Annotated in this window: 14 protein-coding genes and 2 pseudogenes; 9 read left to right on the forward strand and 7 right to left on the reverse strand. The window is 72.3% G+C overall.

The window, feature by feature from the left end; genetic code table 11:
* Window positions 1-73: 73 nt before the first annotated feature.
* Complete coding sequence (locus ACGFRB_RS23875; RefSeq protein ID WP_393245745.1) at window positions 74-1099, forward strand: helix-turn-helix domain-containing protein; 1026 nt, start codon at window positions 74-76, stop codon at window positions 1097-1099.
* Window positions 1100-1250: 151 nt separating this feature from the next.
* Here the strand turns inward: ACGFRB_RS23875 and ACGFRB_RS23880 are convergent, their stop codons facing one another.
* Entirely contained in the window at window positions 1251-1958 is a 708-nt protein-coding gene (locus ACGFRB_RS23880) for a hypothetical protein (protein WP_393245747.1), read from the reverse strand.
* A gap of 103 nt (window positions 1959-2061) precedes the next feature.
* Window positions 2062-2343 (reverse strand): annotated as a pseudogene (gene tnpA, locus ACGFRB_RS23885) (IS200/IS605 family transposase); the annotation flags it as partial.
* A gap of 182 nt (window positions 2344-2525) precedes the next feature.
* Between tnpA and ACGFRB_RS23890 the strand changes: the two are divergent.
* The 5 genes and pseudogenes from ACGFRB_RS23890 (at window position 2526) to ACGFRB_RS23910 (ending at window position 8131) form a co-directional block, all read left to right on the forward strand.
* Window positions 2526-3680 (forward strand): annotated as a pseudogene (locus ACGFRB_RS23890) (anion permease).
* Window positions 3677-3934: a hypothetical protein gene (locus tag ACGFRB_RS23895; protein WP_363010551.1), complete on the forward strand. Its 258-nt coding sequence runs from the start codon at window positions 3677-3679 to the stop codon at window positions 3932-3934. The pseudogene ACGFRB_RS23890 and the gene ACGFRB_RS23895 overlap by 4 nt, the downstream one beginning before the upstream one ends.
* Window positions 3935-4344: 410 nt before the next feature.
* Window positions 4345-5814: a S8 family serine peptidase gene (locus tag ACGFRB_RS23900; protein ID WP_393245749.1), complete on the forward strand. Its 1470-nt coding sequence runs from the start codon at window positions 4345-4347 to the stop codon at window positions 5812-5814.
* Between the two features lie 159 nt (window positions 5815-5973).
* Window positions 5974-7503 (forward strand): S8 family serine peptidase, encoded by a 1530-nt coding sequence (locus ACGFRB_RS23905; protein ID WP_393245751.1) that lies wholly within the window; start codon window positions 5974-5976, stop codon window positions 7501-7503.
* A 409-nt stretch (window positions 7504-7912) separates the two neighbouring features.
* Entirely contained in the window at window positions 7913-8131 is a 219-nt protein-coding gene (locus ACGFRB_RS23910; protein ID WP_393245753.1) for a hypothetical protein, read from the forward strand.
* 22 nt (window positions 8132-8153) lie between these two features.
* On the opposite strand, the gene ACGFRB_RS23915 is transcribed toward ACGFRB_RS23910, so the two are convergent.
* Window positions 8154-9428 (reverse strand): PAS domain-containing protein, encoded by a 1275-nt coding sequence (locus tag ACGFRB_RS23915; RefSeq protein ID WP_393245755.1) that lies wholly within the window; start codon window positions 9426-9428, stop codon window positions 8154-8156.
* A gap of 379 nt (window positions 9429-9807) precedes the next feature.
* Between ACGFRB_RS23915 and ACGFRB_RS23920 the strand changes: the two genes are divergently transcribed.
* Genes ACGFRB_RS23920 through ACGFRB_RS23930 form a run of 3 tightly spaced genes read left to right on the forward strand, consistent with a single transcriptional unit; the run spans window position 9808 to window position 14593 of the window.
* On the forward strand, window positions 9808-11223 hold the full coding sequence (locus ACGFRB_RS23920) for an acetyl-CoA carboxylase biotin carboxylase subunit family protein (RefSeq protein ID WP_393245757.1): 1416 nt from the start codon (window positions 9808-9810) through the stop codon (window positions 11221-11223).
* Window positions 11220-13232: a PEP/pyruvate-binding domain-containing protein gene (locus ACGFRB_RS23925; RefSeq protein WP_393245759.1), complete on the forward strand. Its 2013-nt coding sequence runs from the start codon at window positions 11220-11222 to the stop codon at window positions 13230-13232. Before ACGFRB_RS23920 ends, ACGFRB_RS23925 begins: the two co-directional genes overlap by 4 nt.
* Window positions 13229-14593 carry an MFS transporter gene (locus ACGFRB_RS23930; protein ID WP_393245761.1) on the forward strand — a complete coding sequence of 455 codons (1365 nt, stop codon included), beginning with the start codon at window positions 13229-13231 and terminating at the stop codon, window positions 14591-14593. Before ACGFRB_RS23925 ends, ACGFRB_RS23930 begins: the two co-directional genes overlap by 4 nt.
* Before the next feature lie 85 nt (window positions 14594-14678).
* Here the strand turns inward: ACGFRB_RS23930 and ACGFRB_RS23935 are convergent, their stop codons facing one another.
* The 4 genes from ACGFRB_RS23935 to ACGFRB_RS23950 all read right to left on the reverse strand — a co-directional run bounded on the left by ACGFRB_RS23935 (window position 14679) and on the right by ACGFRB_RS23950 (window position 23773).
* Complete coding sequence (locus ACGFRB_RS23935; RefSeq protein ID WP_393245762.1) at window positions 14679-15314, reverse strand: hypothetical protein; 636 nt, start codon at window positions 15312-15314, stop codon at window positions 14679-14681.
* 260 nt (window positions 15315-15574) lie between these two features.
* Window positions 15575-16048, reverse strand: a complete 474-nt coding sequence (locus ACGFRB_RS23940; protein WP_393245764.1) for a hypothetical protein — start codon at window positions 16046-16048, stop codon at window positions 15575-15577.
* Between the two features lie 151 nt (window positions 16049-16199).
* The gene (locus tag ACGFRB_RS23945) at window positions 16200-17648 is read right to left on the reverse strand and encodes a hypothetical protein (RefSeq protein WP_393245766.1); all 1449 of its coding nucleotides are present in this window, start codon (window positions 17646-17648) and stop codon (window positions 16200-16202) included.
* The gene (locus ACGFRB_RS23950; protein ID WP_393245768.1) at window positions 17648-23773 is read right to left on the reverse strand and encodes a hypothetical protein; all 6126 of its coding nucleotides are present in this window, start codon (window positions 23771-23773) and stop codon (window positions 17648-17650) included. The genes ACGFRB_RS23945 and ACGFRB_RS23950 overlap by 1 nt, the downstream gene beginning before the upstream one ends.
* Window positions 23774-23815: the final 42 nt, after the last annotated feature.

Here is a 23815-nt window from a genome sequence, read left to right on the forward strand (position 1 = left end):
CGGTCGACCCACGGGCCCTGGTGATCCGCCGGCACCGGCCGACCGCCGGCCCCTTCCCGAGAGAGGAGTACCGATGCCCGTCGTCCTCAGCACCGCGGACGTCCCTCCCGCCGAGCACGCCGCCTTCTGGCAGGCGGCCGTCACCGACACCTTCGTCCCGATGGATGTGACTCTGCTGGAGGAGTTCCCCGCCTCGGCGACCATCACCGGTCACACGCTGGGCGACCTCAGGGTCGCCCGGGTCCACGCCGGTCCCCAGCGGATGGAACGCGGCCCCGGAGCGATCGCCAGGGGCGGAGCCGACCGCCTCGCCCTGACGCTCCAGCACCATGGGACCGCCCGGATGGCACACGAGGACCGCCCGGTGGAGCTCAGACCGGGAACCTTCGCGGTGACGGACGTCGGACGGCCGTGTACGGCCGAATTCCCGGAAGAGTTCGCGTTCACCGTCTTCCACTGGCCCCGGTCGGCCTCGGGACTCTCGGAGGAGGAACTGGAGGCGCTCACCGCGAACGAGTTCGAGACCGGGAACGGCACCACCAGACTGGTGGCCACCTATCTGGAACACCTCGCCGGAGCCGCCGGCTCCTTGACGCCACAGACGGAGTACCGGCTCGCGGCCACCGTTTTCGACCTGCTCGGAGCCCTCGCCCAAGAGCGCCGGGGCCGGCCCCTACGCGACCCGTCCGAGGCGGCGTCGGCCGCGCTCGCCCGGGTGAAGGACCACATCCTGAGCCATCTGGGTGACCCGGACCTCTCACCGGAACAGATCGCGGTGGCCAACCACATCTCCGTCCGGTATCTGCACAAGCTGTTCCACACCGAGGAGATGACGGTGGGGCGCTGGATCAGGCGGCGCCGGCTCGAACTCTGCCGCCGGGCCCTCGCCGTACCGGGCCAGGGACGGGACACCGTGGCGACGGTGGCCGGCCGCTGGGGATTCGCCAGCGCCAGCCACTTCAGCCGGGCCTTTCGTGCCACGTACGGGATCACTCCCCGTGACTGGCAGGCATACGCGGCGGCGGGGAGCGTACCGGATGCGGCGGCGCGGAACCCGGAGCGGGAGGTGCCTCCTCCGGCGCCCGGGGCGGTGGCCTGACCGCTCGGTGTGTTCCGGCGGTCAGGCCACCGAACCGCGGGGGCCGCGCCGGGAGTCCGTCCGCGGGCCCACCCCAAGGCACCGGGGACAGGGGTCGCCCCCCGGTCCATGGGGACCGGGGGGCGAGCCGTGGCCGGCGTGGATCAGGAGATCAGCAGGGGCCGGGCCGCAGCCAGTGCCCCGAGGCCGACCACCCGGTCAGCCGCCGGGCCCGCCCCGCGCACGCCGAGCCGTCCGCGTCGAACCGTCCGCCGTCCGCGACGTACCGCAGCCCGAGCAGAGCGGGTGCCAGCCGGGACGCCACCAGGGGACGGCGTGCCGCCTCGGCCGGCAGCCACGCCAGCACCTCGGCCCTCTCCGCCTCCCCGCACAGCGACAGGTGGAAGACCATCTGCCGCCAGGCGTACGCCGCGTCCTTGACCGACCTCAGCGGGTACGGGCTCCGTCGCGCCCGCTCCGTCAGGCGGTACACCGCCTTGAAGCAGCGGCGGGCCAGCTCCGCCCAGCCCGGCTCCGGTGCGACCCCGACCCGCTGTACCAGTGTCGCCAGATTGTGCGTGGTGAGGATCTGCGCCTGCTCGATCACCATGCCGTGCCCGGCGACGGAGCCGTACCCCGGTTTCCGGCCCGCCCGGGTGTGACACAGCCGCGCGAACTCGGCGAGCGCGTCGCCCTCCGCGCCGGCCCGGCCGCCGCTCCTCACCCTGCCGTTTTCCCGGCCGGTGCTCCGCCCGGCCGCCGCCAGGACGTCCACCCGCGCGTAGTCGACGCCGTAGTACCGCTCGTACAGCGAACCCCCGCCGAGGAGTTCGGCGGCGATCCCCGCCGAGGCGAGGAACTCGCCGCTGAACCGGGCCATGCCTGATCTTGCGTGGGTATCCCCGGCTTCAGCCGGGGAGGGAAACGCATCCTCGGACCGGAGGCGCGAAGCGCCGGAGTTCCCCGCGCCTGCGGGTTGACGGTCAGACGGGTCGCTTCTGTCCTTCGATGTACTGGCGGATCAGGGTCAGCGGTGCGCCGCCGCAGGACCCGGCGAAGTAGGGGCGGGACCAGAACACCGAGCCCATGCCGATCCGGTTGATCCGGCCGGTGTACTCCGCCCGCAGATACCGGGAGCTGACGCCCTTGAGCGAGTTGATCAGCTTCGACAGGGCGACCTTCGGCGGGTAGTGCACCAGCAGGTGGACATGGTCGGCTTCGCCGTTGAACTCCCGCAGCTCGGTCTCGAAGCTGCCGCATACCTCGCCGGACTTCAAGGGCCCCGAACGGACCGGTCGGGGCTTCAGGCCGGGACGCCAACCCGCCGCTCGTCCGACCGGATGGCGGCCCTTCGGCCGGCGGCGCGCCGGGCGCCGCTGCGGTGGGCCCGCCCGGTGCGCGGGTTAGGTTCTGACCCGTGACCGGCAATGACGCGGTCCTGGCGTTGATGGTCGCGACGGCGCTGGGCTTCGACTTCACCAACGGCTTCCACGACACCGGCAACGCCATGGCGACCTCGATCGCCACCGGCGCCCTCTCGCCGCGCGTCGCGGTCGGCGTTTCGGCGGTACTGAACCTGGCCGGCGCGTTCCTGTCGACCGCTGTGGCGGCGACCATCGCCAGCGGGCTGGTCGCCGCTCACGACGTCACCCTGACCGTGGTGTGCGCGGGTCTGACCGGCAGCATCCTGTGGAATCTGGCCACCTGGTTCCTCGGGATCCCTTCCAGTTAGTCGCACGCGCTGGTCGGCGGGGTGATCGGGGCGACGATGGCGGCGGCGGGAGTCTCGGCCGTCAAGTGGCAGGACCTGGTCGCCAAGGTGATCGTCCCCGCGGCGCTGTCGCCGTTCATCGCCGGTGCGGTGGCAGCGACCGGCACGGCGCTGATCTACCGCATCACCCGTCGTGTGTCCGACCGCGCGCGGGGCCACGGGTTCCGGCTCGGCCAGATCGGCTCGGCCTCGATGGTGTCGCTCGCCCACGGTACCAACGACGCGCAGAAGACCATGGGCGTCATCACCCTGGCCCTGATCGCCGACGGCGCGCTGCCGGCCGGGGCCAAGGCGCCGACCTGGGTGATCGTCTCCTGTGCGGTGGCGATCGGGCTGGGCTCCTACGTCGGCGGCTGGCGGGTGATCCGGACGCTGGGCAAGGGGCTGACCGACATCGAACCGACGCAGGGGATGGCCGCCGAGTCGGCCTCGGCCGCCGTGATCCTCTCTTCCACCGACTTCGGCTACCCGCTGTCGACCACGCACGTGGCCACTGGGGCGATCGCGGGCTCGGGAGTCGGCAAGAAGGACGCCGTGGTGCACTGGCGGATCGTCGGCCGGATGGTGATGGCCTGGATGTTCACGCTGCCGGCCTCCGCGCTGGCGGGTGCGGTGGCCTACTGGTCCGCGGCGGCCATCGGCGGCACGGCGGGGGTGGTCGTGGTCTTCGTCGCGCTGGTGCTGGCCTCGGTCGCCTTCTTCGTCGCCTCCCGCCATCCGGCCGTGACCCCGGACAACGTCAACGCCGCCTGGACCGGCTCGCTGCTCCCGGCCGCGCCGCCACCTCCGCCTCCGCCTCCGCCCCCGCCCTCCGACAAGGCGGCGCTGTGAACGGCTGGATCGACCCGAGCGCGCTGCTGAAGATCATCGTGGTGGGTCTGCTCACCGGCGCCGGTCTGCCCGCGCTGTTCGCGATCGCCCTGTGGCTGCTGAATCCCGCGGGCCCGGCGGCCGGGCCCGCCACGGAGCGGCCCGCCGCCGGGCCGACGGCCGGGCCGCTCCGCCATGCCCTGGCGGGACTGATCTTCGCGGTGGTGCTCGCGGCGATCGGCTGGGGCATCTCCGTCATCGTCAACCAGCGCTGACCGGATCGCGGAGGCGCGAGCCCTCGCGTGGACCGGTCCACTTGATGGGGCCGTGTGCCCAGGCCGCTTGCCCAGGCCGCTTGCCCAGGCCGCGTATCCGAGCCGTATGCCCGCGTCGGGGCTCTGTCGAGAACACGCCCGCTCGTCCGGCCTCGTCTTCGTTTTCGTTCCGTCTTCGACCGTCCGTCGCGTGATTCTCGGTGATGCCCGGGGAGTTCAGCGGGGGCGGTCCGGGCAACAGGCCGAACGGGCCAGCCGGGCAGGGACGTTGCTCTGATCACGACATCCCCAAGTCATTGCTGGCCGGCGAGATGGCGGGATAGCTTCGCTCCTGCACTACCCGTCATGTACCTGCCTGTCCGGAACTCTGCCCTCGGGCGGGTCCGGCACCCGGATGATGTGGAGACTTCATGGTTCGAATACGTTCCTCGCTCCGATTGGGTCTGGCCGTACCGGTCGCGCTGGCGCTGACCGCCTCGCTCGGGTTCCTTCCCGCGTCGGCCTCGGCTGCGCCCCGGGCGCGGTCGGCCGCGCAGGCCGAGGACGCGGACCCGGTGGCGTACATCGTCAACACCGCGACCGACCCGCGCACGATCGCCGAGGTGAAGCAGGCCATCACCGCGGCCGGCGGCACCGTCTTCACCGCCTACGACAAGATCGGTGTCATCGTCGCCCACTCGGCCGCCCCCGACTTCGGCGCGCGGCTGCGCGCGGTGCCCGGAGTGCGGTCGGCGGGAGCCACGGCGGGCACCCCGCTGAACGCGGCGGGCGCCGACGACGCGGGCGCCGTACGGCACCTCTCCGCGTCCGAGGCTGCGAGGATCGCGAAGGCGTCCGACAGGGGCGCCGAGCCTTTGGAAGCCGAGCAGTGGGACCTGCGGGCGGTCAAGGCGGACAAGGCCGCGAAGATCAATCAGGGCAGCGGGAACGTGACGGTCGCCGTGATCGACGGCGGCGTCGACGACACCCACCCGGACCTCGCCGCGAACTTCTCCCCGTCGCAGTCCGCGAGCTGCGTCAGCGGCAAGCCCGACACCACCTACGGTTCCTGGCGGCCGGCGAAGCCGGAGTACGCCCACGGCACGCATGTGGCGGGCACGATCGCCGCGGCCCGCAACGGCGTCGGCGTCGCGGGCGTGGCACCGGGGGTGCGGGTCGCCGGCATCACCATCTCCCAGCCCTCCGGCCGTCAGCTGATGTACGCCGAAAGCGTGGTCTGCGCCTTCGTGTTCGCCGCCGACCACGGAGTGCAGATCACCAACAACAGCTACTACGTGGACCCGTGGCAGTTCAACTGCCTCGACAACCCCGACCAGAAGGCCATCATCGACGCCGTCGACCGTGCCCAGCGGTACGCGACGCGCAAGGGCACCCTCAATGTAGCCGCGGCCGGGAACTCCCGGGACGACCTGACGGCCATTCCGGGCAACTGTGTCCAGTTGCCCGCACAACTGCCGGGCGTCGTCACGGTCAGCGGGACCAGCGCCACGAACTCGAAGGCGTACTACTCCAACTACGGCCTGGGCGTGATCGACGTCGCGGCGCCGGGCGGCGACATGTACGTACCCTCGGACACGCCGTCCGGGGAGGGCGGCGTCCTGTCGACGGTGCCGGGTGGCGAGTACGGATACGAGCAGGGCACGTCCATGGCCTCGCCCCACGCCTCCGGTGTGGCGGCGCTGCTGAAGTCCGCCCACCCGCGCGCGACCCCCGCCGAGCTGCGGGACATGCTCAAGGCCCAGGCGGACAACCCGGGTTGCCCGGACGAGCCGTACGACTGGAACGGCGACGGCGCCGTGGACGCCGTCTGCGCGGGCGACCGGCAGGTCAACGGCTTCTACGGCTTCGGCGTCGTCGACGCGCTGCGCGCGGTCGAGTAGCCGGCACCGCACGGCACTTCTCCGAGCGGCGCTTCTCCTGCGGCACTTACCCATACGCCATTTCTCCGCGTCTTTCGCGTGCCCGCGCGGCTCCTTTCGTGCGTGAGGCGTCCGCACCACCGACGCACACCCGATGAACTCAACGGAAGAGAAACCCACATGACAGTGCCCAAGCCGCGCATCCGTCGCGCGCTCGCCCTTCCCCTCGGCATGGTCACGGCGTCCGCGCTGGCCTTCCTGCCGAACGCCACCGCGTCGGCCGCGCCGGTCGAGTCCGCCGCCCCGCAGGCCGGCGGGCCCTCGCTGAGCTACGTCGTCAACATCCACAACACCGGTGTCGGGCTCACGGCCCATGTGAAGAAGGCCGTCGCCGAGGCCGGCGGCACCATCGTGGAGTCGTACGACCAGATAGGCACCCTCGTCGTCCACTCCTCGAACCCCGAGTTCGCCTCGGTCATGCGCCGGGTCAAGGGCGTCGACTCGGCGGGCGCCACCCGCACGGCACCGCTGCCCACCCAGTCGACCGCCGACATGGGCGCACCCAAGGTACTCAGCGCCGGTGAGGTGGCCCAGGCCCAGGCCGAGGCGGCCGGCGGGCAGGACCCGCTGGAGCCGCTGCAGTGGGACCTGCGTCCCATCAAGGCGGACCAGGCACACCGGAAGACGCTCGGCAGCCAGAAGGTCACCGTCGCCGTCATCGACACCGGTGTGGACGACACCCACCCCGACCTCGCCCCGAACTTCGACCGCCGCGCCTCCGTCAACTGCGTGTCGGGCAAGCCGGACACCTCCGACGGCGCCTGGCGGCCCAGCGCCACGGACAGCCCGCACGGCACGCACGTGGCCGGCGAGATCGCGGCCGCCAAGAACGGCAGCGGCATGACGGGCGTGGCGCCGGGCGTGAAGGTGGCCGGCATCAAGGTCGCCGACCCGGACGGGTTCTTCTACACGGAGGCCGTGGTGTGCGGCTTCGTATGGGCGGCCGAGCACGGCGTCGACGTGACCAACAACAGCTACTACACCGACCCGTGGAACTTCAACTGCAGCGACGACCCGGACCAGAAGGCGCTCGTCGACGCCGTCGACCGGGCCGCGAGGTACGCGGAGAAGAAGGGCACGGTCAACGTCGCGGCGGCGGGCAACGACAGCTACGACCTGGCCTCCCACGCGATCACCGACCCGACCTCCCCGAACGACTCCACCCCCGGTGACCGGGTGATCGACCCGCACACCTGCTTCGACATCCCGAGCCAGGTGCCGGGGGTCGTCACGGTGTCGGCGACCGGCGCGAAGGGCCTCAAGTCGTCCTTCTCCAACTACGGTCTCGGTGTCGTGGACGTCACCGCGCCGGGCGGCGACTCCACCGCCTACCAGCGGCCGGAGCCCCCGGCGACCAGCGGTCTGATCCTCGGCACGCTGCCGGGCGGCAAGTGGGGTTACATGGCCGGTACGTCGATGGCGAGCCCGCACGTCGCCGCCGTCGCCGCCCTGATCAAGTCGACCCACCCGAACGCCCCCGCGTCCCTGGTGCGGTCGCTGCTGTCCTCGCAGGCCACGCCCATGGCGTGCACGGACCCGTACGACATCGACGGGGACGGCAAGATCGACGCGGTCTGCGAAGGCACGAAGAACAACAACGGCTTCTACGGCCGGGGCATGGTGGACGCGCTGGCAGCGGTGACCAAGTAGGCCGATGCCGCCCGGCGACGACTTGAACCCCGATCCGATCGGCAGCGCACGGCGTGGTCGTGACCGGCATCGTGTTCGCGTGGGTCTCGCCGGGCGGCGAACCCGTCCTTGATCCAGGGGACTTGGGTGAATTGATTCCCTGGACACGGCCCACGGGTCGTGACCGGCGTACGGGAGGGCGCGCCCACGCGGCGCGCCCTCCCGCTCGTGGGCCTATGTGACGCACGGCGGCCGCGGGGCCGGCGGTTCGCCGGGCCGCCCGTGTTCCTTGCTCCAAGACGACGCTCGTCCAGGCGGTTTGAGGTTCGCGTTCTCGCCACTGTCGGTGGGCGACCGTACGCTGCGGGTGCACCCCTGGTCCTCGGGACGCGCACAACCGTGCCGCGCCTTTCGCGAAGGGAACGTCGTCATGCCGGTCTGGCCCCGTACCAAATGTCCCGTCTGCCGCCGCGAGGTCGCGATGAGCCCGGACACCCGGCGGATCGCCGACCACAAGCACCCGCGGCCCCGGGACCGCGCCCTGGACCTCGTGCTGTGTCATGGGTCCGAGCGGGAGGTCGGGCGGGACGAGGTCCTGTTCCTGCCCTTCGAGGAGGACGGGCCGCCGGAGGAGGACACGCTCTTCTGAGCCCCGGCCGGGCCCGTGGTCCCTAAAGACCGCTCGGGTGCGGCGGCCAGACGCGAGTGTCCAGGATCCCGAGGGCGTAGGCACGGGCCACGAGAGCGGGTCTGGTCGGCGCGTCCAGCAGGGCCCGCAGCCGGCTGAGGTGGTAGTCGACCGTCTGCCGGGAGAGGCCCAGCGTGAGGGCGATCTCGCCGTTGGTGCTGCCTCCCGCGAGCAGGGAGAGTATGCGGATCTGCGCGGCGGTGAGCGGGGGTTGGGCCTCATGGGCGACGCCCTGCTGGGTGACCACGGCCCACACGTATGCGACGCCGCCGGCACCCCCGTTCACCGTGGCCAGGTGGAGCCGTGCGCGGCGGCGGCGCCCCTCGGCGTCGAGGAGCACGGCCGAGGTCTCCGCCCGCCGGATGCGGCGGGTGAGCAGGCCCTCCCACGCCTGGCGCAGGGGACGCAGTTCGGGGGTGGTCGCGAGCAGGGTGTGGGCACGGCGGCCGATGAGGTCGGACAGGCGGGTCCGGAAGAGTTCGGCGGTGGCCGTGCCGGCCTGCTGGATCCGGCCGTCGGCGGAGAGCAGCGCGCAGGGCAGACCGCTGTGGTCGCGCAGGGCCTTCAGGCTCTCCTCGGCCTCCCGGCGCTGGTCCATCGCCCGCGCGTGGTCGGTGATGTCGACATAGATGCCGGCCACGCAGGGCTGGCCGTTCTCCTGGGCGGGGAAGCGGTGGCCCGCCGCCTGCCCCATGCTGCCGTCCGCGCGGTGATAGCTCAGATGGTGGCGTACCGGCTTGCCCCGGCTGAGGATCTCCTGGTCCAGGGCCCGGAACTGGGCGGCGTCCGCGGGGGTGTCGAAATCCTCGATCCGACGGCCCGCGATTCTCTCCGGGGTGGTGCCGTAGAGATGGGCATACGAGTGGTTGGCCCACAGATAGCGGCCGTCGCGGTCGCGGAGGAAGGCCGCGGCCGGGGCGAGGTCGGCGAACTCCGCGAAGGCGGCGTACCGGCGGCCTCCCGTGGGCTGTGCCCCGGTCTCCACCGCGAGCCCGCGGGTGCGGCCGGGGTCCGGGCTCTCGTCCGAGGCCCAGCGCACCCGGAAGGTCCGGTCGTCGAACTGGACCAGACGGTGCTCCTCTTCGAGACGGCGTCCCGGATCGGGCATCTCCTGGCGCGCGCGGTCGAGGAAGCGTTGCGCGGTGGACAGATCGGTGAAGGCACCGCCGCCCCATTCCGCCACGCGCGACTGCTCGTCGGCCTCCCACCAGAACACGGGGAGGTGTTCCAGGAGTGCCCCGACACCGGATTCGTTCACGACTGCCTTTCCTTCAGGTCGCCGCCGGGTGGCGGAAGGTGACTTGGCGATGACTATCCAGGTGCGGTCGCACTCATGCTCGGTTATCGGCCGACTGCGCCAGGTGAGCGCATCACGCGCAACTCGCCACATGTGGCCCCAGAACCTCCCGTCGGGCAAATACACCGGCGACTCAGGCATTTGCCTGAGGTGGCTGTCGTCTCCGGTGACATTTCGGGGGCCCTCCGTCTGATTCCCTTGAAGGCGCCGCCAGTTGTCCCGACCGGTTCTACGCGGGGTGATTCCGCAGGTCCGGGCGGGCCGTGCCCACTGGCGCGCAGCGGGACCGGGCCGTATCTCGACGCCCCGGACCGGACCATTGATAAGGAGACGAACTTCCGTGAGCACAGTGCTGTTGGTGCACGCCAAGGGTGGTCCGCCGCTCGGCCACGTACTGGCGCGGGCGGCGGCGAGAGCGGATGTGCACCTGCTGGCGCTCAGCGAACTTCCGCCGGCGGTCGCCGTGTCCGCGAGCACGCTGTGTGCCTCGGTCGTCAGGCCGGCCGAGGCGGAGCGGTCCGATCTCGTCGCGCTGATCATCGCGCGGGCACAAGCCGTGGGAGCGGACGCCGTCCTCACCTTCTCCGAGTACGCGGTCGTGGCCGTCGCCGAGGCCTGCGAGGCGCTCGGCCTGCCCGGGGCGGGGGAAACCGTGGCGCTCGCCCGCGACAAGCGGCGGATGCGGCAGACCTGGCACCGGCGCGGACTCCCGCAGCCCGCGTTCCATCCCGTCGTCACCGAGACGGATCTCCACGAGGCCGCCGCCGTCCTGCCCGTCCCCATGCTGCTGAAGGCGGCCTGGAGCGCGGGCTCCACCGCCCACCAGATCATCACCTCCCCGGGGGAGGCCGACGCCGCGTGGCGGCGCTCGCGCGAGACCATGGCCGAATCCGCGCAGCTCGGCTTCGCCGAACTGCATGTGGCCGAGGCCGAGGCGCATTACGTGGTCGAGGAGATCGTGACCGGCGAGGCCGCCCAGTGGTTCGACGACCCCGGCTGGGGCGACTACGTCAGCGTCGAGGGCGTCGTGACGGACGGCGTCTTCCGTCCCCTCTGCGTCAGTGGCCGGATGCCGACGGTCGAGCCGTTCACCGAACGGGCCAGCATCACCCCGGCGTTGCTTCCCGCCGCGCTCCAGGACCGTGTCGTGGCCCTCGCCCGGGACGCCGTCGACGCCCTCGGTCTGCGCGACTGCGGCACGCACACCGAGATCAAGCTCGGCGCCGACGGACGCATGTGGCTGATCGAGACGGCCGCGCGGCTCGGCGGCGCGATGACCGTGCCGCAGATCGAGGAGGTCTTCGGGCTGGACCTCGTCGGCATGTTCGTGGACCACCTCCTGGGCCGTCCGGTCGACTGGCCCGAGCGCGCCCTGGGCCCCGAGCAGGCGCGAGGAGCAGCGGGCTCCCTCGTGGTCCTCGCGGTGGACGGCCGGGGCGAGGCCTGGACCGATCGCCGGGTGTGGGACTTCCCGGTGGTACGGGAGGCCGTCGCACTGAGCGCGGGCAGCACCCTGACGGTGGTGCCGGAGAGTTCACTGCCGGACGGCACCGATGTGCCGGTCTACGACCCCGTCGGCGGGGCCAACACGATGGCGGCCCTGTGCCTGCTCTCGGCACCCGACGCGCGCACCGTGCTCCGCGATTTCACGGCACTGATCGACGCGCTGCCGACCGTACTGCCGCCGGCCGGTCCGGCAGCGGCCCGCACCGTGCCGGCCTCCAACGCGCCGCAGCCCGAGGGAGCCTCCGCGTGAGTACCGTCTCTTCGGTCACGGAGGCCGCAGAACCCGCGACCGACCGTACGGTCGTCGGCGAGAACCTCTCGCTGCCGCTGTTCCGTACGCTGTCCGGGGTTCTGGCCGGCCATCCGTACCTCAAGGTCGTCGTCGACCGCGCCGAGTCCACCTGGCATCTGCTGGACACGGCCGCGCACCCCTTCCACGTCGACTACATAGCCACTCGCGTCCTCGGCATGGACGTCGCCGAACTCGACGCCTCCCTGGACGAGTTCAACGCCTCCGTCTACATGGACCCGGAACGCCGCTTCCTGCTCGGGGTGCTCTCCCTGCACACCGACGGGGATGTGGAGGGCCGTGAGCGCACCTTCCTCGTGCTGGAGACCACCGAAGCCGACACCATGCACGGCGAGTTGTTGGAGTTCTTCTACTCCTTCGTCCGTGAACGCCTCGACGGCAGGCTGCCGCTCCTGCTCAAGCCCGCCAACCACGGACAGGAAGAGGCGCTCGCCGCGATCAGCGAGCAGCGGGTGCCGCGCATCCTCAGCCACCAGCTCTTCGGCACCAGGACCCGCACACCGCTCAACCCGGGGGAAGCGACGGGCCGGCTGCACCACTTCCGGACCGTGGAGGAGTACCGGGCCGCCGCGGGCGGGCTCGGCTGGTCGGACATCGTCGCCATGCCCTGTCTGCCGGACGACGTACAGCGCGTGGCCGGATTCATCAACACCATGCCGATCACCCCGCTTTCCCACACCAACGTCCTCGCCTCCGGGTGGGGCATCCCCAACGCGATCATCCGCGACCTGGACCAGCTCGTCGAGAAGGGCGGCCTGGCCGGCGCCTGGGTCCGCTACCGGGTCCGCGAGGACGAGATCACCCTGGAGCGGATGGAAGAGGTCCCGCCGCTGCGGGCCCCGGCCTGGCACCAGCAGCGCGTCCGGCTGGAGCCGCCGCACCTGGAGGACGCGCCCGTCCTCTCCCTGCACCGGCTGCGCGCCGCCGACCGGGACCGCTACGGCACCAAGGCGGCCAACCTGGGGGAGCTGCACCACGTCCTCGACAGCCGCACGGCCGACCTCACCGCGTTCTACGGCCGACCCCGCCCGCCTCGGGAGAACCTGTACGGGCACCTCGCGGCCCGCCTCGGCCTGGACGCGCCCTCCGCCGTGGAACTCCGCGCTGCGGCGGCCTCCTTCGTGGCCGAGACCGTCGAGGCCCCCGAGGGCGTCGCCCTTCCCTTCTCCCTCATGCACCGCTTCCTCACCTCGGCCCCGGCCCTCCAACAGGGCATCGGAAAGCTGAAGATGGCGCTCGAACTCGACGCCACCGATGTGCTCGACCCGCTCTGCCGCCAGCTCCAGCACCTGGTCCGGCACACCCCGATGCCCGAATCCGTCGCCCAGGAGATCACCCGGGCCTGCCGCGCCCCGCTCGCCGCGGGCAACCGGCTCGTGGTGCGCTCTTCTTCCAACGCCGAGGACCTGCCCGGATTTTCGGCGGCCGGTGTCTACGACTCCGTCACCGCGGTGCGCGGAGCCGGCGAACTCCTTGACGCCGTACGACAGGTGTGGGCCTCACTGCTCTCCCCGCGCAGCGTGCGGCTGCGTCACCAGGTGGACATCTCCCCGGACGAGACGTACATGGGCGTGATCATCCAGGAGTACGTCCCAGCCGCTCTCGGTGGCGTGCTGGTGACCTGCGACCCCACCCGGCGCGAGGACTTCCGCAACGTCTACCTCAACTGCTCGCCCGGATCGCCCGAGCAGATCGTCGAGGGCAAGACCCTTCCGCAGCAGTACCTCTACAACACCGTCGAGGGCGGTGGGCGCACCGTCGCCCTCGGTTCCTCGGGTGAGCCGCTGTCCGTCGCCACCCGGGCCCGGCTCGCGGACCTCTCCCTGACCGGGCGGCTGCTGCAGTCCCACTTCGGCGCGCCCGAGCCGGACGGTCCCCTGGACATCGAGTGGCTGATGACCGACCAGGGCGGTTTCCGACTGGTCCAGATCCGCCCCTACGCGCTGTGAGCCCCCTCCTTCGGCGTCCCGCGGCCACGGCACGGCCCGCCGCCGGCTCCCTGACGGCCACCGCCCGGCGCATCATCCGGCTCAACCACGGCTTCCAGCTGCTGTTCAACCTGCTGTGGTGGATGCCGGTGTTCTACGCCTACCAGAAGGACGCCGGACTCTCCGACGGGCAGATCTTCGGCATCCAGAGCATCTACTACGTGGCCTTCTGCCTCTTCGAGGTCCCGACCGGACTGATCGCCGACCGCATCGGCACCCGCAACTGCCTGTGGGCCGGTGCCGTCGTGATGACGGCGGCCAATCTCACCCCGGTCCTCAGCGCCTCGTACACCGGGTTCCTCGTCCACTTCCTCGCCATCGCCGCCGGCCGCTCGCTCACCTCGGGAGCGGCCAGCGCCTACCTCTACGACGGGCTGCGCGCCGAGGGATGCGAGGAGCACTATCTGAAGGCGGAGGGCACGGCCAGGGCGCTCGGCCTGGCCGCGAAGGTCGCGTGCTGGCCGCTGGTCGGCCCGCTGATGACCCTCGCCCACCCCGCCCCGTACCTCCTGAGCGCCGTCAGCGCGGCAGGCTCCCTGGCCTGCGTCCTGGCCCTGCCCCGCACAGCCGTCCTCGCCGGGGCGGCCGGGGCGGCCGGGGCACGGAGCGCGGACGCGCCGGGGGTCACGGAAAAGAGCCGGGCGGTGAAACGCGGACGCGGCGGTTCGCTCGGCGAGGCCAAGGCCGCGTTCCGCTCGCTCGCCTCCTCGCCTCGCCTGGCACTGCTGATGGTGCAGGGCGTGGCCGTGTTCACGCTGTCCAGGATCTGCCAGGTCAATCTCTTCCAGCCGATCCTGCTCGACCACGGCATCGGCGAGGCCTCGCACGGCGGGGTGCTCGCCGCGATGACGGTCGCGGAGGCCGTGGGCTCGGCGCGCCCCCAGTGGCTCGGCCGCCGCCTGTCCCCGGTGGCCTGGGTGTCCGTCCTCAGCCTCGTTCTCGCGGGCACCCTGGCGTGCATGACGCTCGGCGGGCCGTGGACGGTCGTCGCCCTGCTCTGTCTGTTCGCCGCCGGCGCCGGATTCGCTTATCCCGTCCAGCGCAAGCTGGTCAACGACGCCGTGCCGCCGCACGCCCCGAGGGCGACGCTGCTGTCGGTCGAGTCGATCGTGGACCGAGGAGTGTGCGCCCTGGTGGCGGTCGCCGTGGGCGCGTACCTCTCCGCCGGACGCCTGGACGCCCTGCTCTGGCACAGTGCCCTGGCGACCGTGGTGCTGATCGGTGTGTTCCAACTGGTGGCGCGCACCGGGGCGTTGCGGCGCGGCCCCGGGGAGGCGGCCACGCCACAGGCGCCGGAGCCGCGCCCCAAGGCCGTAGTGTAGACCGGGCCCGCGCCCGTGCTCCTCATTCAGGGGCCGGGCGCGGGCCTACGGGCACGTAAGGGCGTACGTACGCGGGCGGGCCGAGTCAATGGGCGCCGTGCGTCAGCGCTTCGATCAGACCGACCGGGAGGTAGGCGGGGCGCTCGGGCCGTCCCGTCTGGTAGGTCGCGTAACCGAGCGAGGCCGCGACGGCGGTCTCCGCGGCCGTCTCCCCTTCGTAGACGAGCCGGCAGCCGCCGGCCTGCGTCGCGGCGCGCGCCCAGAGGGCGGGCGCCGGCTTGCGCTCCGCCTCGGTGCGCGGAGTGAGGATCCGGTCGCCGAAGTCCTCCCAGGCGAAGGGGGCGGAGCCCTTCCACTCCTCGTCGACCACGTTCTTCAGAGCGGCGGCGCGCTCGGTGTCCGTCGCGCCCCAGGAGGACGGCACATTGGTGATCAGCCCGACCTTGATGTGCCGTGCCCGCAGCTCGCGCAGATAGGCGGCCGCGCCGGGCAGGTAGCCGGTGCGGGAGTTCGCGTCCGTGTGCACCAGGGTCTCGCCCAGGTCGAAGTAGACGACGGCACAGCCGCGCGCGGCCGCCGCGCGCGTGACGCCCGAAGCGGTGGACGAGGTGTCCGACGGCATGGCCGCACTCACCGTGGTGCCCAGCGTGGCCGACACCATCGCGGCGCCCAGAAGCGCGAGACCGGTACGGGCGAAGCCGCGGAAGGGGGGTCTGTTCATGGTGTCAGTGCCTCTCTCGTCGGCGCACCGTGTGCGTGCGCCCCATGCATCTCATGGCAGGTTCGTGACAAATCGACACGCGGGCCGTCCCTGCGGTCCCGTGCGCTCGAAAGACCTTCCCCCGTAAGACCCGTTCCTATCCTTCACACCCCACACGATGTGCCCCGCTCACCCTCGTGTCCCTCGGTGAACGGAGTTGTCCGTGAACGGTGTTGTCCGGCGGGATGTCCCGGAACGGGGCATCCCGGCCGTGGGAGGGGTCAGAGTTTCAGCAGCCGGGTGCGCCAGGTCCATCCGGAAGCGAGGACCGCCTCGCGGAGGGCGTCCCTCATCTCGCGAGTATCGAGAGACTTGACCCTTCGGCGGTGGCCGTCGGGACCCTGCTCGTACGCCCACTCCACGGAGAAGCCGCCGCCGCTGCCGTACGTCCGGGAGGTCGACCGCTGTCCCCTGGTGGTGGACCGCCGCTCCTGGAGTACCCGTACCTCGCGCCGGTGAGGGTCCAGTCGCATACGGATACGCAGACGCAGGTCCACGTCCGCGCCGGGGGAGGAACGCCGGACCCGCTGGTCCGCGATCAGATCGGCCTGCTCCGAAGGGGTGGCGAGGCGCACCCGGAACGCCGTCGGCGGACCGCCCACCGCGAGGAGCGCGGCACGGACCTCGACGGGGGTGCGGGGCGTCACCTCGGTTGCCGGATGCCTGGTGCCGCCCGTTCGTTCGAAGATACCCATCGGGTCAGCCTAGGTGTGTTGTTCGGGCAGGTTGGGGACGCCCCTTCGCGTCCCGGCCCCGCCGCCGTCCGCTTCGGCGAGCCGAACGGGACCTCATGGCCCGCGCGGACGGATCAGCCGGGACGTGCTCCCGGACCCCGCCCGCGGGTGTTCAGGAGCACAGCACCCGTACCAGGGCCTCCAGTGCCGTGTTGTCGAGCGCGGTGCGATGGGCGAGCTTGTTACGGGACATCCACAGCGTGCGCAGCCGGTCGGCCTCGGTCCGGGTGAGCCGCACATGGCCCTGCCGGTGAGCCCGCCACATCGCGCCGAGTTCCATCTCGGCGGGCCGGCCGTAGAGCGCGGTGAATTCCGTTCCGGACACCCGCGACCGGCCCCGGATCACCCCGGTGAACTGCTCACGGGCCTCGTCGATCAGGGGCAGCAGCGCGTGATTCTGCGCCAGCCAGATCCGGGTGCGCACACGGTGCTCGTGGTCGGCCCCGCCGTCCGGACGGCGCCGCAGCCGGCCGTCCCACCGGTCGAGCGCGCCCCTGTTCCACTCGGGGCGCAGGGAGGCACTCGGATGGAGCACGGACACGGTCGGCTCCGCCGGGCGCGGGCCGGGTACGGGCACGGGTACGGAGGGTGCGAGGTCGGGCGCCGGCCCGCCGACGATCCGGCGCAACAGGGCGGGAAGGCCGTCCGGAAGACCGTCCCAGCCGACCGCCAGCCGCTCCGCCAGATCGAGGAACGGCCCGCACACTTCGACCACCGTGGCCTGCGCCACCGCTTCGAGAAGCTGGTGGCGGGCGGCCGGGCCGGCCGGACGGGACCGGGCCATGGCCACCACAGTGGCGGTGTCCAGCCGACCGAGAGCGCCCCACCACCAGTGCACACCGACGTCCTCGCGCGCGATCTGTTCCGGCAGCTCCGCCGGCAGCCCCGCCGAGGTGGCCAGCAGGAGCAGCCGGGGGCGCCGCTCCGGCGGCAGGCCGGCCGCCTTGACCGTGGCGGACAGCCTCCGCAGCAGGTCGGTCGCGACGGCGGGCGCCGGTTCCAGCCAGCCGCGCACCACGATCACCCGGGTGGTCGTGCCGGGGCCACCGGCGGTGGTCGTGAGACGGTCGAGGAGCCCCTCGATCCCGGTGTACCCCCGGTGCGCGCCGGAGGCCGAATCGTCGAGCTCCTTGACGATCCGTTCGGCCAGGGGGTGGACGCCGGGCTCCACCCACCGGACACCGGTGGCCGAGCCCACGCGAGCTTGGGGGACCGGCGCGGTCCCGGCCCCCGTCACCGAGAACCCGGACAGCCCGTCGTCGTAGTCCAGGATCGTCTCCAGGCCGTCCCAGGAGGGCGACGGCGCGGGAGACGGAGGGGCAGGGGCCTCGTACCCCGCGCCGTCGCCGGACGCGGGAACGAGGATGAAGTCCGCCAGCTCGTGGAGCAGTTCGTCCAGCAGGGACTCGGCCGCAGCCGGCACCTCGGTCGGCCCTGCCTGCGGGAAGAGGCAGAGGCAACTCCTTCCCGACCGCAGGTCCGCCAGCAGCCGGCGCATCCACAGCCGTACCCCGGGCAGGGTGGCGAGCGGGGTCCCGAAGGACGCGTGCGACACGGACATCACGCCGATTCCGACAGGACCTTCAGCGCCCGGAAGGTGATCCGGTCGAGCGAACAGCCCTTCGGCCCGTCGTCCAGCACTCCGTGGTCGAGCAGCCGGTCCACGAACGCCCCGACCTCCCCGAGTCCCATGTCGGTGACGGACGCGATGTCGGCGAAGGCGCATCCCTCACCCGGCTCCACGTACTGGCTCCACTCGGTCAGTACATCCGTCAGACGGGTGTCGAGCCCGACCCGTTCGAGGTGTGTCCGGGCGAACTCCGGCCGTCCGACGAACTCCCGCGTGGCCTCCAGCGCCGCTTCGAGCGGGGAGCCCTCCCGGGTGATGCGGTGCACGGTCCGCTCCAGAAGATGGGGCCAGCCACCGGTGAGTTCGACGACCCGGCGCCGCTTGTCCGGGGTGTCGAACGGACACTCCGGCCAGGCCCGCAGACTGTCCTCGGTCCAGCGCTCGGGACGCACCACGCAGGTGACGCGCTCGTCCTGCGGGCCGAACGCGGCCGGGTCGACCAGCAGGACGGCCGTCCGGTGCGGCACCTGGCCCTCCGCCGCGGAGGTCTGGGCGTGCAGAGCCTTCGCCCACGCGGTGACCTCGGCGGACCCGCGGCCCCGGAGGTCGGCGAGGATCAGCGAGGGCCGGCCGCCGGCCTCCTCCGCCAGGGTCCGGGGCGGGGCGTCGGAGGCCGCCTCCCGGAAGTCCAGGCCCCGTGCCGTGGAGTACGACCGCACCGCGTGCTTCACGAGCGCCGGTCCGTGGGCCTCGGTCAGGCATACCGCGGCCACACCGGGAGCCGTCACCATGTGGAGCTGATGCTCCGTCAGCGGACTGTAGCGGGCGACTCCTTCGCGGTCCGGTCCGATGAATCGGCGTGAGAACCGCGGGTTGTAGTCGTACGGGAGGTCGAACGCGGTCTGACGCAGCTCGAGTTCCAGGTCTTCCCGGGTGCCGAGCATGCTGACGACGTTCGGGCTGCGGACCGCGTAGCGCCGTGCGTCGGCCAGCTGGATGAGCAGTCCCAGGCCCACCATCTCGTCCAGATAGATCCGTACGTCGCTCGCGGTGAGCGAGCTGAACCCCACCGGCCAGCGTTCCCTGGCCGCCCTCAGGAGCTCGTCGGCGTCGTATCCGTGCCGGTAGCGGTCCTCCTGACTGCGCAGCGCGATCACCAGGGCGAGGACCCGGTAACGGTCCTCGAGGTTGATGGTGATGCGCAGCCGCTCCGCGATGTGGCGGTGGACCTGGGCGGATCCGGTCACGGAGCGGATGTCCTCGTCGGTGACCGTGATCGGCCAGTTCGCCGAGGCGAGCGACTTCGTGCGGAGGGTCGCGACCAGCCGTTCGCAGAAGATCTGCACCAGGCACGCCTGATAGTTCGTCGCGGCGAGCACCCGCCAGACCAGCTCGGGCCGCTCGAACCGGTACCCGAAGGCCGCCATCGGCTCGACGACCAGCCGCTGGGCCTCGGCCGGCTTCAGCGTGCTGATCAGCACGTCCGGACCCCCGTGCGTCAGGGGGACGTTGGACAGATGACTGAAGCGCTGGACCTGGTGCAGACCCGCGAAGACGATCTTGAACCGGCGGTCGGTGCGGTCCATCAGGCCCTTGAGCCGGAGCACATTGGCGAACGTGGCCTCCCCGCCCCGCCCGTGGACGGCCTTCGAGTCCGCGGTCAGGAAGGCGTCGGCCTCGTCGGCGAGCACCAGCACCCGCCGGTCCTGGCTCTCGCCCAGCCAGCTCTCCACCTGGGCGAGCATCGCGTCCGGGGTCCTGTCCGGCCCCGCCGGCCCGTTCAGTACGCCGATACGGGTCAGCTCGTCCTCCAGTACCGCCCAGATGCGTTCGGCCGGTTCGGCCTCACCCACTCCACGCGCCTTGAGGTCGACGTAGACGGCCTCGCGGCCCGGTGCGCCGGGGAACGACGCCTGCACCTTGCGCAACAGCGCGGACTTGCCCAACTGGCGCCCGCCGTAGAGGAACAGCGCGCCGAGCGGATCCGTGACGGCGGCGATCTCCTCCTGCCGGCCGTAGAAGACCTCCGGCGGCACGAGCCCGGCCACGAAGGGCGTGTACGGGTTGTACGCCGTCCACGGCAGGGTCACCCGCTGCGTGGCCCGGAAGGACCGCGGGGAGCGTGCCGCCACCCAGCCGAACACTGCGGGATCCACCACCAGCGCCTGCTGGGAGGCGGCGGTACGGGCCCGGGCCGCCATCTCCCGGCGTCCGTTCAGCCCCAGCGGATACAGATAGAGGATCAGACAGGCACCGGAGTCGCTGCTGTCCAGCAGCTCCAGCGGGCTGCGACCGCGCTGCTCGTCGGAGACCACGAGGATCGTGTACGCGGACGCGGCCGACCCCAGGGCGGCCACGTAGCCGGGAGCCGTCTCGCTGGCCCGCGCCCGGGCGGTGAGCCGCAGGACTCCGCGCACCTCGTGCTGCTGGTCCCGGACCGGCGTCTGCGGGCATTCCAGACCCAGCAGCCGCAGGACCGACGGGACGTGCCGCTGCCACTCCGAACCCCGGGTCGCGGGGCGGCACAGCGCGTCCCACGAGTCCAGCCCGCTTCGCGCGCCCTCGGTGAGGGGCTTGCCGTCCAGGTAGAACTCGGCCCAGGGCCGGGCGGAGTAGCCCTGGGAACCGGACGCCTTGCGCACCTCGGGCCGGTCGATGCCGCGGGTGAAGCCCTTCAGCTCCGCTCCCGGGTCCGTACCGCTCCAGTCGGGGAGCGGCTTGCCCTCGCGCAGCAGGGCCAGACACTCCTCGGCGGTGACGGTGTCCCCGGCCTCCAGCATCGAGGTGAGGCGCCGCGACACCTCGGCCGAGGGATTCAGCGCGGTCAGGCTCTCGTGGAGGTGTGCCACGTACTCCCGGACCTTCGCCCGCATCTCGCCCTCGAGGACGGTGATGCCGGCGCAGGTGCGGCCGAACGCGCCCTCGGGGACGGGCCGGCTCAGCTCTTCGAGACGACCGGCCAGCTCCCGCTCGGTGTGCAGGTCGAGCTGCTGTGTGCGCAGTTCGGACAGCAGGGCGCTCGCCCCGGCGTGGGCCTTGCGGTGAAGGGCGCTCCAGCGCGTCCACTCGGGGTCGCGCAGCTGCCGCCAGTCGCGGGGCACGGCGTCGGGGCCCTTCGGGAGGGCGGGGACCAGGTCCTGTTCGAGCGCCGAGACCAGGGCGTCGGCGAGATGCAGGTCGCCCTGCTCGACGTACTTCCGGAGCACCGCGCGCGCGTCGACCGGCTCCAGCAGCGTGAGCACCGCCTCGCCGAACCCCTCCTCGCCGGGCCGGGGCGCCCCGTCGGCCGACCGAGGCAGCTCCGGCACGGCGAGCAGGGCCTCGGCCCTGGGGTGGTCCGCCATACCCGAGGCGTCGGGGTCGTGTGCCGGAACGGGGGTGCCGGACGAGCGGTCGCCTTCGAGCAGCCAGGCACGCAGCCGCAGCAGCGCGGCGCCCTCGACGCCCGGCAGCGGCGCCTCGTGGCGCACCTGCTCCAGGGCGTGGCGGAGCCCGGTGGCACTGTCCGTCCGTTCGGCGACGAGCGGGGCGGCCAGCGCCCTGGCGCGGGACAGCAGATCGGAGACCTGCTCGATGCTGCGCAGCAGCGCGCGCTTGGCGGCGGCCTCGATCGGTTCCTTCGCCTGCTTCGGCGTACGGATCTCGGCGTCGGCCTCTTCGATCATGCGTTCCGCGGCACCGCGCTTGCGGAAGAGCTGCCAGATCCGGTCGAGGTCGGCCGCCCCGGCCGTGCCGGCCGCCCAGGCGCCGACTCCGTCCAGGGCCTTCCCCAGAGGCTGGTCCGAGTCGATCAGACGGGTGCGGACCTGGGTCGCGCGGGTGTAGCCGATGCGCTGGCGCCGCAGGGCGTCGCGCAACTCGGTGGCCTCGCAGGAGAGCTGGTCCGGGGTGAGTCCCAGCACGGTGTCGGTGGTCGGACGGGTCGTGCTGAGGTCGAGCCGGTGGTAGCGCCGCAGCGCCTCGACGGCCCGTTCGAGGAGTTTGCCCCAGGTGCCGGGCACGGTGGAGGAGAGATCCGTCTGGATCAGCAGGTCGTTGGGCCAGCCCACCAGCAGACCGGCCCGCAGCGAGGCGACGGCGGCCAGCACCAGCGCGGGCCGGTCGGCCTGGAGCAGCTGGATCTCCGGGTCGAAGCCGGTCATCACGGCGGGCGCCTCCGTCTCGTCGGCGCAGGCGAAGGCGGCCTCGGCGAAGGCGAGACAGTCGGCGCGGTGCGCGGGCTCCGCCGAGCCGACCGTCATCCAGTAGGCCTCCTGGAAACGCCCCTGGCCGATCAGCCGGGTGACCGCGGCCTCGTCGTCACGGTCGCCGCCGAGGTGATGGCCGGCGTCGCCGTCGCCGGGCGCCGACGGCGAGGTCCAGGGCAGGAAAAGGGACTTCTCCGCGTCCGCTTCCGTTTCGCCTTCCGCTTCGACTTCCGCTTCCGTCAGGGGGGAGGCCGGGGCCGGCGTGGCCGCCGCGGCGGGGTGCGGGTCCGCGGTGGTGCGGTGCGCGGACGTCGCGTCCATCGGGGCGCCGTCGGCGCCCGTGCCGGTCGGCTCCGGCTCCGGCGCCTGTGCTTCCGACGCTTGAGGACGGACTTCGGACGTGGGGTCCGTCTCGGTGACGGCCCCTGCCCGGGGCGCCGGAGCACCGTCCGCCTCGCGGACCTCCGTGTTTTGGACCTCGGCCTTTTGGACCTCCGCTTCCCGTACGGGCACGGATTCCCTGGGCGCGGCAGGCGCGGGCACCGTGGCCTGCCCGGCCTCGGGGGACCGGGCCGAGGACGGCTCCGTGGCCGTGGCCGGGGTCGCCGCGGGCTCCGCCTCCGGGCTCGAAGGCGAGGCCGGCGCGGGGGTCTCGGTGGACTCGGCGGTCGTGGTGGCCTCGGCGGTGGGCCCGGGGATGGTGGCGGATGCGCGGTGCGGTTCCGCCGCGGGCTCCAGCTCCAGGTCCGGTTCCGGTTCCGTCATCGGCGCGGATCTCTGGCCCGGATCGACGGCCGGGGGCTGTTCGGGAGCGGCAGCCGAGGTTTCTTCCGGCGCCGGGGTCTTCTCCCGTGCGGCGGCCGGCGGAGGACCGTCCGACGGTGCCGCGGTGGGGACCCCTGCCTCCATGAGTTCGCTGATCCGCGACTCGAGGGCGGTCAGCGACTGTTGCAACGGGATGCGGTGCGGCGCGTCGGCCGAGGTCCGGTCCAGGAGGACGCGAAGATCCTCGCGGTCCTCGCCCAGCTTGCGCAGTTCCTCGGCGCGCTCCGCTGCGGCCTCCCGGAACTCCTGGACGATCGCGTCGAGTTCGGCGAATCCCGCTTCCCCGGGCCATTCGCGGTCGCCGAGGGCGAGCAGGTCCACGATCGCGGACCGGGCCTGCCGCCATTCCTCCAGCCGCGTGGCCAGGAGCTCCGGGACGGAGCGTCCGGCTCGGACTTGTCCGAGCGTCTCCTCCAGCACCCGGCCCAGTTCCGCCGACCGCTCGCTCAGCGCCTGCCTCGACGCGAGCAGCCGGTCTTCGCTGATCTCCACGGTCAACGGGGCGTCCTTTTCTCCTCGTACGACATCCGCATCCGCGTTCGTATCCGCATCCGTGTCCGTCTCGCCGTCGTCCTCGCCGTCGGACTTGCCGTCACCCGGCCCGTCCTCGTCCCGGCCGGCCGGATGGCACGGCCCGTCTCCTCGTTGGCACGGGCACGGTGTTCCGGCGGCCGAGGCGGCCTCCCACAGATCGTCCCAGTGGTCCCCGACCGTTCCGCCCTCGGCGACGGGGTCGCCGGCGAGGACGAACAGCGTGATCTGCGCCAGCACGGGGTCGATCCGGCGGAGCATCCGCCGCAGGCGATCCACGGAGGGCTGGACCAGATCGTCCACCGGATGCCCGAAGCACCGTTCCAGACGGACCATGGCCCAACCCGACGAGTACCGCGCGATCGCCTCGAGGCTGCCCGTACTCGTACGGCTCAGCCAGACGCGAGCGGCCTGGGTCTCACGGCGTCTCAGGCGCGGTGCCGACGCGCTTCTCCCGTGGGTGGTGATCCCGGGTATGTACGCCAACACGCCGGGGATCATGAGCAGTTCTCGGAGGGCGCGGTCGTCCAGCCCGGTCACCCAGGCACGGAGCCCCTCCGCCTTGGTGTGCATGGGCCGATCTTGTCAGAAGCGTGTGCCGGCGTACGCGGTTTC

Origin of the sequence: Streptomyces sp. NPDC048718 (genome assembly GCF_043198875.1) — a bacterium.
Taxonomy (GTDB): domain Bacteria; phylum Actinomycetota; class Actinomycetes; order Streptomycetales; family Streptomycetaceae; genus Streptomyces.

What these genes read in the sequence shown, in the direction of transcription:
- ACGFRB_RS23940 (WP_393245764.1), bottom strand. Translation starts at nt 16,048, where the DNA reads ATGGGTATCTTCGAACGAACGGGCGGCACCAGGCATCCGGCAACCGAG.
- ACGFRB_RS23950 (WP_393245768.1), bottom strand. Translation starts at nt 23,773, where the DNA reads ATGCACACCAAGGCGGAGGGGCTCCGTGCCTGGGTGACCGGGCTGGAC.
- ACGFRB_RS23935 (WP_393245762.1), bottom strand. Translation starts at nt 15,314, where the DNA reads ATGAACAGACCCCCCTTCCGCGGCTTCGCCCGTACCGGTCTCGCGCTT.
- ACGFRB_RS23945 (WP_393245766.1), bottom strand. Translation starts at nt 17,648, where the DNA reads ATGTCCGTGTCGCACGCGTCCTTCGGGACCCCGCTCGCCACCCTGCCC.
- ACGFRB_RS23905 (WP_393245751.1), top strand. Translation starts at nt 5,974, where the DNA reads ATGACAGTGCCCAAGCCGCGCATCCGTCGCGCGCTCGCCCTTCCCCTC.
- ACGFRB_RS23875 (WP_393245745.1), top strand. Translation starts at nt 74, where the DNA reads ATGCCCGTCGTCCTCAGCACCGCGGACGTCCCTCCCGCCGAGCACGCC.
- ACGFRB_RS23900 (WP_393245749.1), top strand. Translation starts at nt 4,345, where the DNA reads ATGGTTCGAATACGTTCCTCGCTCCGATTGGGTCTGGCCGTACCGGTC.
- ACGFRB_RS23880 (WP_393245747.1), bottom strand. Translation starts at nt 1,958, where the DNA reads ATGGCCCGGTTCAGCGGCGAGTTCCTCGCCTCGGCGGGGATCGCCGCC.
- ACGFRB_RS23910 (WP_393245753.1), top strand. Translation starts at nt 7,913, where the DNA reads ATGCCGGTCTGGCCCCGTACCAAATGTCCCGTCTGCCGCCGCGAGGTC.